Source organism: Microbacterium sp. AG157 (assembly GCF_003385695.1).
GTDB lineage: Bacteria > Actinomycetota > Actinomycetes > Actinomycetales > Microbacteriaceae > Microbacterium > Microbacterium testaceum.
The window spans coordinates 870,057-882,628 of sequence record NZ_QRDK01000001.1; the positions used below are offsets into that span (position 1 = coordinate 870,057).

General features: G+C 68.2%; 8 protein-coding genes. 1 reads left to right on the plus strand and 7 read right to left on the minus strand.

The annotated features are described in order from the left end of the window. Nucleotides 1-6: 6 nt before the first annotated feature. From DEU35_RS04225 to DEU35_RS04240, 4 genes are all read right to left on the minus strand, one after another. A complete protein-coding gene (locus tag DEU35_RS04225) occupies nucleotides 7-1,143 on the minus strand; it encodes a serine/threonine-protein kinase (RefSeq protein WP_103206790.1) in 1,137 nt (378 codons plus the stop codon). 102 nt (nucleotides 1,144-1,245) lie between these two features. Beyond that, complete coding sequence (locus tag DEU35_RS04230; RefSeq protein ID WP_103206791.1) at nucleotides 1,246-1,908, minus strand: spermidine/putrescine ABC transporter substrate-binding protein; 663 nt, start codon at nucleotides 1,906-1,908, stop codon at nucleotides 1,246-1,248. Nucleotides 1,909-1,975: 67 nt separating this feature from the next. Next, nucleotides 1,976-2,458, minus strand: coding sequence for a hypothetical protein (locus DEU35_RS04235; RefSeq protein WP_103206792.1), 483 nt, complete (start codon nucleotides 2,456-2,458; stop codon nucleotides 1,976-1,978). 10 nt (nucleotides 2,459-2,468) lie between these two features. Beyond that, a complete protein-coding gene (locus DEU35_RS04240) occupies nucleotides 2,469-3,548 on the minus strand; it encodes an ABC transporter (RefSeq protein WP_103206793.1) in 1,080 nt (359 codons plus the stop codon). 119 nt (nucleotides 3,549-3,667) lie between these two features. Between DEU35_RS04240 and DEU35_RS04245 the strand changes: the two genes are divergently transcribed. Further along, a complete protein-coding gene (locus tag DEU35_RS04245; RefSeq protein ID WP_103206794.1) occupies nucleotides 3,668-4,255 on the plus strand; it encodes a hypothetical protein in 588 nt (195 codons plus the stop codon). Between the two features lie 22 nt (nucleotides 4,256-4,277). On the opposite strand, the gene DEU35_RS04250 is transcribed toward DEU35_RS04245, so the two are convergent. The 3 genes from DEU35_RS04250 to DEU35_RS04260 form a co-directional block, all read right to left on the minus strand. After that, a complete protein-coding gene (locus DEU35_RS04250) occupies nucleotides 4,278-4,877 on the minus strand; it encodes a hypothetical protein (protein WP_116238682.1) in 600 nt (199 codons plus the stop codon). 140 nt (nucleotides 4,878-5,017) lie between these two features. Further along, complete coding sequence (rpoC, locus tag DEU35_RS04255; protein ID WP_103206796.1) at nucleotides 5,018-8,893, minus strand: DNA-directed RNA polymerase subunit beta'; 3,876 nt, start codon at nucleotides 8,891-8,893, stop codon at nucleotides 5,018-5,020. A gap of 56 nt (nucleotides 8,894-8,949) precedes the next feature. Continuing rightward, on the minus strand, nucleotides 8,950-12,447 hold the full coding sequence (locus tag DEU35_RS04260) for a DNA-directed RNA polymerase subunit beta (protein ID WP_116238683.1): 3,498 nt from the start codon (nucleotides 12,445-12,447) through the stop codon (nucleotides 8,950-8,952). Between the last annotated feature and the right edge of the window lie 125 nt (nucleotides 12,448-12,572).

Here is a 12,572-nt window from a genome sequence, read left to right on the forward strand (position 1 = left end):
TCCGCCTCATCGGAGCACCCCCGTCGCGAACAGCGCGGCTACGACGACGGCTCCGGCGGTCACGAGTGTGGCGGATGCCAGAATCCACGGCAGCACCTTGGATCCGCTCGACACCGGCGTGGCGATGTCGGTGTCCTCGTCACGCACATAGCCCGCCATGCCGGACGTCCCGCGGAGCTTCCGCGCCCCGTCGCGCTCGATGCGCGACCGTGCGGGACCGCGCAGCGTGCCGTCGGCGAAATCGATCGATCGAGCGGCGGGCGCCCACTCGGCGGCGGGCACCTCGAGCGGCGTCGCCGGCATACCCGCCTCGATCTGCACCGCCTGCAGGGCCTCGCCGAACTCGCGTGCGCTGGCGTAGCGGTCGGCCGGATTGCGCGACATGGACTTCGCGAGCACCGCCTGCAGCGAGGCCGGCACGTCACTCCGGGAGATGTCGGTGTAGGTGGCGCGGGCGATGCGGCGGCGGAGCTGCTCGCGCGAGTTCTGCCCCTTCTCGCGCCGCTCGAACGGGCTCTGCCCGGCGAGCAGCGAGTAGATCGTGGCGCCCAGGCTCCACACCTCGCTCGACACCGTGCCCGCGGTCTGCTCGGCGATGACCTCGGGCGCGCTCCACGGGACCGACATGGCGAGCATCTCGTCGGCTCCCTGACGGACGAGCGAAGACGAGATGCCGAAGTCGGCCAGCACGGGCGCGCCGAACGTCGTCACGAGGATGTTGCTGGGCTTGACGTCTCGGTGGATGAGCCCGGCGTGGTGCGCGGATTCGAGGGCTCCCGACATACGGACGCCGATGGACAGCACCTCGGCTACGGGGATGCGCTCGACGCGGTACCTCTGCGCGAGAGAGCCCGGGCAGAACTCCATGACGATGTAGGGCCGCCCGTCGGCGGAGATTCCGGCCTGGTAGACGGTGACGATCGACGGGTGAGCGGACAGGTGCGCGAGGACGTCTGCCTCGGCGTTGAACATGCGCAGCAGGTCGGCGTCGCGCACATCGCTCGGGAGGACCTTGACCGCGACGTCGCGACGCGGCATGTCCTGCCCGTACAGGAAGACGTCGGCGAAGCCGCCCGACCCCAACGGCCGGATGTACGCGAGCCCGGGCAGGATGGGCGGCGAAGACGGCAGGCGCTGCGGCATCGAGCCCCCTCCCCCGTGCGTCTGTTCCGCGACTCGATAAGCGGACAACTCGTTGATGCTAACAAAAGCACAACGCGACGCCGTGCCGTTGTGCACAGAGCTTCAGGATGCCGGCGGCTCCGCGTCGCGCGGATCGAAGGGCGCATCGAGAGACCGAGTGAGATCGTCGAGCAGAGCGGCGATCTGCGGCTCCACGAATTCGGCCACCGCGGCCTGAATGCGCAGGCGGTGGCGCAGCAGGATCGTGCACACCTCGCGACCGATCATGTTCGCGTAATCGTCGGCGAGGCCGACCTCCTGTCGCAGTGCCGCCTTCGCGGCATCCGACAGAGGGGGAAGTGCGGGGAGGGCTGCGTCCTCCTCCGCGGCGAGGCCCGACAGCGTGAAGAGGAAGGGCGATCCGGGCTCGGGGTCGGGGTCCAACGGCATCCCGTCGAATTCGGGCTCGAGGCCCTCAGCGGGACGGTACGAACGCCGCCGGTTGCGCTCGGACTGGTGGTCGAGCTCGGCTTGGAGCATGGGGAGGTTGCGGGAGGTGTACTCGGCGACCGCGTGGTCGACGATGGTCTTCACGCGCGTAGACAGGCCGTGCTGCACCCCGTGCGGCACGTCAGACCCGAGGCCCGCGGCTGACAGCACCGGGGAACCGAAGCATCGACGGCATGGCGCGACGCGTCCTCGATGGTTCGCGGGCTCCCACCGGGGCAGCCAGCGGAGCCAGGCGTCCACCGCCTGACCGACCTGGCTCTCGAGCGACCGCTCCACGCCCCTACGCTAGCCCGACACGCCCGGGAACACGCGGATGCGCACGAATCCGCGCGTCACGATCGCGTCAGAGGTCGTCTTCATCGTCTTCCCACCGCCAGCGCGGGCCGCGCGTCCGGGTGCGGACGAGCAGGATGCCGAAGAGTCCCGCGAGCAGCGCGGCGGCGGCGACGACGGGACCGGGGAACCCCAGCGCGACGCTGCTCGCCGCAGCGACGCCGCGGGCCGGGTCGGCGCCGCTGACGAGGGCGCCGACGACGATGCCGAGCACTTCGCCCAGATAGGCGGCGATCGCGCAGGGGACGGAGAGGAGAAAGCCCGGCGGATCGGCGCGAAGACCCCACCGCAGGGTCGCGGCGAAGGCTCCCAGGGCGAAGAGCTGACCGGTCACGCCCGGGATCGCCCCCAGACCGCGGACGGGGATGACATCGGCGTCGACGAGGAGACTCACCACCCCGAGACCCCCGATCGAGAGGGCGATGAAGACCACGGCCGCGAAGACGACGGCGACCGGCGGGGAAACCCCCGCCGGTCGCTGCTCGTTCGTCATGGACTCCGGTTCAGCGCTGCGAGAGCTGAGGACCGGCCTCCAGAGTGCGCTCGTACTCGCGCTGGGCTTCGGCGTTGATCTCGCTGATGCGGCGACCGCGCGCGGCTACCCAGGATCCGAACCAGATGGTGAGCTCGCGACCCAGGATGAACGCCACGATGGCGAGGGGTGCGAGGACGTTGTCCTGCAACAGCTCGAACGATTGGCGGGCGGTGATCATCCAGAAGGGGGCGGCGAAGAGCACGCCGAGCAGATGCCCGGCCCACGCCACCACGCCGACGACCAGGCCCCACACGACCCAGTGCCCCCAGCGGCCGCGGTTGATGAGCGCGCCGAGGAACCAGAAGCCGAAGTAGAAGGCCACGGTCGGAACCCAGAGGCCCCAGGTGGTGAGGGCCGAGAGAGCCGCCTGACCGAGGTCCTCAGACTGGACGGAGCCGGTGAGCAGCCCCAGACCCAGGGTGGCCGCGAGATAGAGAGCCGCGAAGACCAGGGCGGCGAGCAGGCCGATCGCTCCGGCCGCGCCGCGGTTGTTCCGCGGACGGGGAGCTTCGGGGGCCTGCACGAAGATCGGCTGCGCCCCGCCCACGACGCGCGTGGGTTCGTCGGCGACGGGAGCGGTCGCCGCCGCGGCGGCACCGGCTCCGGCGGCGGCTCCGGCGGGGTAGACGGTGGTGTGCGCGTCGTCGGAACGCGAGGTCTCGTCGTGGCGGACGTCATCGCGCGCCGGCTCGGCGGACGCGGCGTACGCGGCCCATCGGGCGTCTTCGTCGTCGAGATCGACCGAACCCGCGGATGCCGAGCTGCTCTGCGGCGCGACGGGGGACGCGTCGTGCACGACCGGCGCGGTGTGCTCGCTGCGCGGCGTCTGCGACGTCGCCGACTCGTGCTCGTGCGCCTCGCGCTCGTCCCACGCGGCCTCGGCGGCGGCGGGGTCGACCGCGTCACGACGAGCGGCCTCGGCGTCGGCGAGACCCTCGTGGGCTCGGCCGACGACATCCTGCGCTTCGTCCTTCGGCTCGACGACGGGGTCGCCGTACGAGTCCTTGGGTTCAGCGACGGGGTCGCCGTACGACTTGTTGTCGCTCATGGGGTCTCCTCACGCGGTGCTTGCGGCGCAAGGCTAACCCGGGTGTCGCGCGGCATCGCGCAGGCGTGCCGTCGGATGTCCTTCTCGACCGTGTCGGTGGGGCGGCTTAGGGTGTTCCCATGCCCCGTCGCCTGCTCCGCCCGGCCGTCGGAGCGGTTTTCGCCGTCGCCGCTCTCGTCGCTCTGACGGCGTGCGCGCCCGTCGCCGAGGAAGCCGCCCCCGCCCCGTCGACGTCCGTCGTATCCGAGAGTCCGACCCCGATCCCCACGATCACGCAGACGGCGCCCGCGGTTCGGATCCCCGCCGACTGTCGCGCCATGCTCTCCGCCGACGTCCTGTCGCAACTGGGCACCACGCCCCTGAACGATCCCGCAGTCGGGGCGTCGGGCGTCCAGTCCGACGGGTCGCTGATCTGCATCTGGCGCGACCCTGCCGCCGACACCAGCGGTCTCGTCACCCACATCTCGCGCATGGACCGCGGCCCGGCCCTCGACATGCTCAACGGCCTGGTCGATACGCAGGGTTTCAGTTGCTACACCCCCGACGCCGGCACACGCTGCGAGAAGACCTGGATCAACCCGACCTACCCCGTCAACGACGGCCGCACGCTGTACTGGCGCGACGGCGTGCTCATCGACACGCAGTACTCCAACCTCGCGCCGACCGGCTATACCGCGAGCATCATCGCCGCCGTGTTCGGCGGCTGAGCGCACGTCGCTCCGGGCCGCGTCACTCGCCGAAGAAGGCGTGGGATGCCACGATCGCGGCGTAGTCGTCCGGCATCCAGCCCGAGAGCGTCGACGACACCCAGCGGTCCGCGCGGAGGTCGTGGATCTCGAGGAGGTCGCCCGCGGCTCGTTCGCAGTGCGTCGTGTCGGTCGCCGTGGAGCACGCGAAGCCCTGCGCCGTGAGCGTCGCGGCGACCGCCGCGGCACCGTCGGGAGAGACGGTCGAGACGGTGGTCTCGATGGATCGGCCGGCCTCCCCCCGCCAGTGACACGTGACCACGACCGCGGGGGCTGCCGCTGCCACGGCCTCGGGCGTCGACGCCGGCGGCGTATGGCGCTGCGACAGCAGCGCCTGCGGCGACCACACCAGCGACGACCAGAGAGGCTGGGAGTACAGGTGTCGACAGTCCGAGGCGGGTGCGGGTGGCGCCGTCTCGGCGACCACGTGCCTGCCGGTCGCGGCTCGCAGCGTATCGCCGACGAAGCCGACCGCCATCGGCACGCCCGGAGCGGCGATCACCGCCAAGGCCGTCACGGCAGCCGCACACAGCAGACCCGCCGGCCAAGCCAGCCACAGACTGCGTCCCCCGATACGGGCCATCCGTTCCTCCACCACAACGGTAGGCGCAGCGACGCCTCGGACCCCTCACCCGACACGCCGCGAGCACGACGAAGGCCCCCGGCGCGAGCCGGGGGCCTTCGGGGATCGGGATGCCGCACCGGGGCGTGGCATCCCGTCGATCAGTTGTACGTACCGGGCGTGAAGTCGTCCGTCGAGAAGCTGTCGAAGTCGACGTAGCTCAGGTCGGCGTCGCTGTACGCGCCGTCCGAGGCGAAGATGCGGTTGGGGTACCGCTCGCTCTTCGCCTCTTCCGTCGCCTCGACCGTGACGTTGCGGTACTTCGCAAGTCCGGTTCCGGCGGGGATGAGCTTTCCGATGATGACGTTCTCCTTGAGGCCGACGAGCGGGTCGCTCTTGCCCTCCATGGCCGCCTGCGTCAGGACGCGGGTGGTCTCCTGGAACGACGCGGCCGACAGCCACGACTCCGTCGCGAGCGACGCCTTCGTGATACCCATCAGCTCGGGACGACCCGACGCGGGACGCTTGCCCTCACCGACGGCCTCGCGGTTGATGGCCTGGTAGCGCTTGAAGTCCACCAGCTCACCCGGGAGCAGATCGGTGTCGGCGTGATCGACGACGGTGACCTTGCGGAGCATCTGTCGGACGATGACCTCGATGTGCTTGTCGTGGATCGGCACACCCTGCGAGCGGTACACGCCCTGGACGCCGTTGACGAGGTACTTCTGCACCTCGCGGGCACCCTGCACGCGCATGACCTCCTTGGGGTCGAGCGTTCCGACGAGGATCGGCTGACCGACCACGACGTGCTGCCCGTCCTCGACCAGGAGCGTCGCGCGCTTCAGGACGGGGTAGACCACCGGCTCGTCGCCGTTGTCGGGCGTGAGGATGACCTTCTTGGCCTTGTCGGTCTCGTCGATCGTGATGCGGCCATCGGCCTCGGCGATCGGCGACGCGCCCTTGGGGGTGCGGGCCTCGAACAGCTCCTGCACGCGGGGAAGACCCTGCGTGATGTCGTCTGCCGAAGCGGAACCACCGGTGTGGAAGGTACGCATCGTCAGCTGGGTACCGGGCTCACCGATCGACTGGGCCGCGATGATGCCGACGGCCTCGCCGATGTCGACGATCTTGCCGGTGGCGAGCGAACGGCCGTAGCACTTCGCGCAGACACCGACAGCCGAGTCGCACGTCAGGACCGAGCGGACCTTGATGGTCTCGACGCCACCGGCGACCAGCTTGTCGATGAGCACGTCGCCCACGTCGTCGCCGGCCTCGGCCAGCACGGTGCCCTGCGCGTCGACGACCGCCGTGGCGAGCGTACGAGCGAACACCGAGTTCTCGACGTTGGCGTCCTTGACCAGCGAACCGGTCGAGTCGGCGGCGGCGATCGGGAGCTCGAGGCCCTTCGACGTGCCGCAGTCCTCCTCGCGGATGATGACATCCTGCGAGACGTCGACCAGACGACGCGTCAGGTACCCCGAGTCGGCCGTACGGAGGGCCGTGTCGGCCAGACCCTTACGGGCACCGTGCGTCGCGATGAAGTACTCGGCGACCGACAGTCCCTCGCGGTACGAGGAGATGATCGGACGCGGGATGATCTCACCCTTGGGGTTGTTCACCAGGCCTCGCATACCCGCGATGTTGCGGATCTGCAGCCAGTTACCACGGGCGCCCGACGAGACCATGCGGTTGATGGTGTTGTCGGCGGGGAAGTTGTCCCGCATCGCCTTCTGGACCTCGTCGGTGGCCTCGGTCCAGATCTTGATGAGCTCCTGACGACGCTCGGCGTCGGTGGTGAGACCCTTCTCGTACTGGCCCTGCACCTTCGCGGCCTGCTTCTCGTAGCCGGCCACGATCTCCGCCTTGTTCGGCGGGGTGAGGATGTCGCTCAGCGCCACGGTGACACCCGAACGGGTGGCCCAGTAGAAGCCGGCGTCCTTGATCCGGTCGAGCGATGCCGCGACCTCGACCTTGGGGTACTCCTCGGCCAGCTTGTTGACGATCTGCGACAGCTTGCCCTTGTCGGCCTGTTCGCGAACGAACGGGTAGCCCTTGGGGAGGGTGTCGTTGAAGATCGCCTGACCGAGCGAGGCGTCGACGAGACCGTGCTTGTCGTAGCCCTCGGGAGCCTGGCCCTCGAGGAACGTCAGGCCGGGGATGCGGATGCGCGCCTTGGCCTGCAGGTCGAGGGTGCCCTCGTCCTTGGCCAGGATCGCCTCGCCCACCGAACCGAATGCACGGCCCTCGCCCACGGCACCCTCCTTGAGGGTGGTGAGGTGGTGCAGACCGATGATCATGTCCTGCGAGGGCAGGGTGACCGGGCGGCCGTCCGACGGCTTGAGGATGTTGTTCGAGGCGAGCATGAGCACGCGCGCCTCGGCCTGAGCCTCGACCGACAGGGGCAGGTGGACGGCCATCTGGTCACCGTCGAAGTCGGCGTTGAACGCCGCGCACACGAGCGGGTGCAGCTGGATGGCCTTGCCCTCGACGAGCTGGGGCTCGAACGCCTGGATGCCGAGACGGTGCAGGGTGGGTGCACGGTTCAGCAGCACGGGGCGCTCGCGGATGATCTCTTCGAGCACGTCCCAGACCTCGGGACGGTAGCGCTCGACGGCGCGCTTGGCGGCCTTGATGTTCTGCGAGTGACCGAGGTCGATCAGGCGCTTGATCACGAACGGCTTGAACAGCTCGAGAGCCATCTGCTTGGGCAGACCGCACTGGTGGAGCTTGAGCTGGGGTCCGACGATGATGACGGAACGGCCCGAGTAGTCGACGCGCTTTCCGAGCAGGTTCTGGCGGAAGCGACCCTGCTTTCCCTTGAGCATGTCGCTCAGGGACTTCAGGGCGCGGTTGCCGGTACCGGTGACGGGGCGACCACGGCGGCCGTTGTCGAACAGCGCGTCGACGGCCTCCTGCAGCATGCGCTTCTCGTTGTTGACGATGATCTCGGGGGCACCGAGGTCGATCAGGCGACGGAGGCGGTTGTTGCGGTTGATCACGCGACGGTAGAGGTCGTTCAGGTCGCTGGTCGCGAAGCGGCCACCGTCGAGCTGGACCATGGGACGAAGCTCCGGCGGGATCACCGGGACGACGTCGAGCACCATCGAGGCCGGGCTCATGCCGGTCTGCAGGAACGAGTTGACGACCTTGAGGCGCTTGATCGCGCGGATCTTGCGCTGACCCTTGCCCTCGGAGATCTGCAGGTGGAGGCTGTCGGCCTCGGCCTGCAGGTCGAAGGCCTCGAGACGACGCTTGATCGACTCGGCACCCATGTGGGCCTCGAAGTACTGACCGAAGCGGTCCTGGAGCTCGTGGAACACGTCGTCCTCGGGCTTCAGGGCGCCGACCTCGAGCGTGCGGAAGTCCTCCCACACGCGCTCGAGCTTGGCGATCTGCTCGTCGGCGTTCTTGCGCGCCGAGGTCATCTCCTTCTCGGCGGCGTCCTTGACCTTCTTCTTCTGGTCGGCCTTGGCGCCCTCCGCCTCGAGGGCGGCGAGCTCCTCCTCGAGCTTGGCGAGGCGAGCGGCGATGCGGGCATCGCGACGGTCGCCGAGCGTCTTCAGCTCGAGACGGATGTTGTTCTCCTGCGTGGCCAGGTCGCGGTGACGAGCATCCTCGTCGACCGAGATGACCATGTAGGCGGCGAAGTAGATGACCTTCTCGAGGTCCTTCGGCGCCATGTCCAGCAGGTAGCCGAGGCGCGAGGGCACGCCCTTGAAGTACCAGATGTGCGTGACGGGCGCGGCGAGCTCGATGTGGCCCATGCGCTCGCGACGGACGGAGGACTTGGTGACCTCGACGCCGCAGCGCTCGCAGACGATGCCCTTGAAGCGCACGCGCTTGTACTTGCCGCAGGCGCACTCCCAGTCGCGGGAGGGCCCGAAGATCTGCTCGCCGAAGAGGCCGTCCTTCTCGGGCTTCAGCGTGCGGTAGTTGATCGTCTCGGGCTTCTTGACCTCACCGAAGGACCAACGACGGATGTCGTCGGCGGTGGCCAGACCGATACGGATCTGATCGAAAGTGGTTGATTCGAGCACTGGTTCTCCTGTGTCGGAATTCTCTGAAATCTGAGCTGGGTCGCTGAGCTGGAAGCTCAGATCTCGTCGATCGACGAGGACTCGAAGCGGCTGGAGATGTTGATGCCGAGCTCTTCCGCGGCGCGGAAGGCGTCGTCATCCGTGTCGCGGAGATTCACCGCGGTGCCGTCGGCCGAGAGGACCTCGACGTTCAGGCAGAGCGACTGCATCTCCTTCATGAGCACCTTGAACGACTCGGGGATGCCGGGCTCCTGGATGTTCTCGCCCTTGACGATGGCCTCGTACACCTTGACGCGGCCGAGGATGTCGTCGGACTTGATCGTGAGGAGCTCCTGCAGCGCGTACGCGGCACCGTAGGCCTCGAGCGCCCACACTTCCATCTCGCCGAAGCGCTGACCACCGAACTGCGCCTTACCACCGAGCGGCTGCTGGGTGATCATCGAGTACGGCCCCGTCGAACGCGCGTGGATCTTGTCGTCGACGAGGTGGTGCAGCTTCAGGATGTACATGTAGCCGACCGAGATGGGCGCCGGGAACGGCTCGCCGGAGCGACCGTCGAACAGCAGCGTCTTACCCGTGGAGTCGACCAGACGGTCGCCGTCGCGGTTCGGGATCGTCGAGTCGAGCAGACCCGCGATCTCGGCCTCGAACGCGCCGTCGAACACCGGGGTGGCGACCTTCGTACCGGGGGCGGCCTCGCGGGCGACCTCGGGGAGGTTGGCGGCCCATTCGGGGGTGCCCTCGACCTTCCAGCCCTGCTGGGCGATCCAGCCGAGGTGGAGCTCCAGAACCTGACCGAAGTTCATTCGACCGGGGATACCGAGCGGGTTGAGGATGATGTCGACCGGCGTGCCGTCGGACAGGAAGGGCATGTCCTCGATCGGGAGGATCTTGGCGATGACACCCTTGTTGCCGTGGCGGCCGGCGAGCTTGTCGCCCTCGGTGATCTTGCGCTTCTGGGCGATGTAGACCACGACGCGACGGTTGACGCCCGAGCCGAGCTCGTCGTCGCCGTCTTCGGCGTTGAACTCCTTGACGGCGATGATCGTGCCCTGCTCGCCGTGGGGCACCTTCAGCGAGGTGTCGCGGACTTCGCGGCTCTTCTCGTTGAAGATCGCGCGGAGCAGGCGCTCCTCGGCGCTCAGCTCGGTCTCGCCCTTGGGCGTGACCTTGCCGACGAGGATGTCGCCGGGACGAACCTCGGCACCGATGCGGATGATGCCGCGGTCGTCGAGGTCCTTCAGCAGGTCGGGGCTGACGTTGGGGAGGTCACGGGTGATCTCCTCCTTGCCGAGCTTCGTGTCGCGCGCGTCGACCTCGTACTCCTCGATGTGGATCGACGACAGCGTGTCGTCCTTCACGAGGTCCTGGCTGAGGATGATCGCGTCCTCGAAGTTGTGGCCTTCCCAGGTCATGAACGCCACGAGGAGGTTCTTGCCGAGGGCGAGCTCGCCGTTCTCGGTCGCGGGACCGTCGGCGATGACCTCGCCGGCCTCGATGCGCTCACCGGCCGAGACGACCACGCGCTGGTTGTACGAGGTGCCCTGGTTCGAACGGTCGAACTTGCGCAGGAAGTAGTCCTGCGTGCCGCCCTCGTCGAGCTGGATCGTCACGACGTCAGCCGAGACCTCCAGGACGACACCGGACTTCTCGGCGGTGACCACGTCACCGGCATCGATGGCCGCGAAGCCCTCCATACCGGTACCGACGACGGGCGACTCGCTGCGCACGAGCGGCACGGCCTGACGCTGCATGTTCGCACCCATGAGGGCGCGGTTGGCGTCGTCGTGCTCGAGGAACGGGATGAGCGAGGTCGCCACCGACACCATCTGGCGCGGCGAGACGTCCATGTAGCCGATCTCGTCGTTCGGGAAGAGGTCGACCTCGCCACCCTGACCACGGCGGGCCAGGATGCGGTCTTCCACGAAGTGGCCGTCGGCCTGGAGCGCGACACCGGCCTGAGCGACGATGTGGTCGCTCTCTTCGCTGGCCGTGAGGTAGTCGATCTGGTCGGTCACGCGGCCGTCGACGACGCGACGGTACGGCGTCTCGATGAAGCCGAACGCGTTGATGCGGGCGAACGAGGCGAGCGAACCGATCAGGCCGATGTTCGGGCCTTCCGGCGTCTCGATCGGGCACATGCGGCCGTAGTGCGAGGGGTGGACGTCACGGACCTCGACGCCGGCGCGCTCACGCGACAGACCGCCGGGACCCAAAGCCGACAGACGGCGCTTGCGGGTCAGACCCGCGAGCGGGTTGTTCTGGTCCATGAACTGCGACAGCTGCGAGGTGCCGAAGAACTCCTTGATCGCGGCGACGACGGGGCGCACGTTGATCAGGGTCTGGGGCGTGATCGCCTCGATGTCCTGCGTGGTCATGCGCTCGCGGACGACGCGCTCCATACGGGACAGACCGGTGCGGACCTGGTTCTGGATCAGTTCGCCGACTGCACGGATGCGGCGGTTGCCGAAGTTGTCGATGTCGTCGGTGTCGAGACGGATCTCGGCGGCTTTGCCGCCACGGACGCCGTCGAAGGTGACGTCGCCGCGGTGCAGGCGGACGAGGTACTTGATCGTGGCGACGATGTCGTCGACCGTCAGCACCGAGTCGCTCAGCGGCTTGTCGAGACCGAGCTTCTGGTTGATCTTGTAACGACCCACCTTGGCGAGGTCGTAGCGCTTCGAGTTGAAGTAGAAGTTGTCGAGCAGCGCACGGGCGGCCTCGGCGGCGACCTGCTCGCCCGGACGGAGCTTGCGGTAGATGTCGCGGAGGGCGTCTTCCTTCGTGAGGATCGTGTCCTTGGACAGCGTCTCTTCGATGGAGTCGAAGCCGGAGAACTCCGCGAGGATGTCCTCGCTGGTCAGGCCGAGGGCCTTGAGGAAGACGGTGACGGACTGCTTGCGCTTGCGGTCGATGCGCACGCCGACCTGATCGCGCTTGTCGATCTCGAACTCGAGCCAGGCACCGCGCGAGGGGATGACGCGCGCCGACACGATGTCCTTGTCGGAGGTCTTGTCGGGCGTCTTGTCGAAGTAGACACCGGGCGAACGCACGAGCTGCGACACGACGACACGCTCGGTGCCGTTGATGATGAACGTGCCCTTGTTGGTCTGGAGCGGGAAGTCGCCCATGAAGACCGTCTGGGTCTTGATCTCACCGGTCTGGTGGTTCATGAACTCGGCCTCGACGTACAGCGGGGCGGCGTAGGTCTTGCCGCGCTCCTTGCACTCTTCGATCGAGTACTTCTCGGGCTCGAGGTAGGGGTTGGTGAACGAGAGCTGCATGGTCTCGCTCAGGTCCTCGATCGGCGAGATCTCCTCGAAGATCTCCTCGAGTCCGCTGATCTCGGGGACGTCGGTACGACCGGCGGCCTGAGCCTCGGCGACACGCGCCTTCCATGCGTCGTTACCGACGAGCCAGTCGAACGACTCGGTCTGCAGCGCGAGCAGATCGGGAACGGTCAGCTTGTCGGAGATCTTCGCGAACGAGAGGCGAGATGCGCCGCGTCCGCTCTTCGGGGTGGTGGTGGTGGATGCGTTGCTCGCAGCAGCCAAGGGAATAACCTCCAGAAGCCCGGGCGAGGGGCTCGTGATTCCTTGTCGTCAGGTGGAGTGCGTTCCTGCCCCGATAACCTGCACGTCGCACACCGCGGTGAAGCGGGGACGGACAGGCTCAGCCG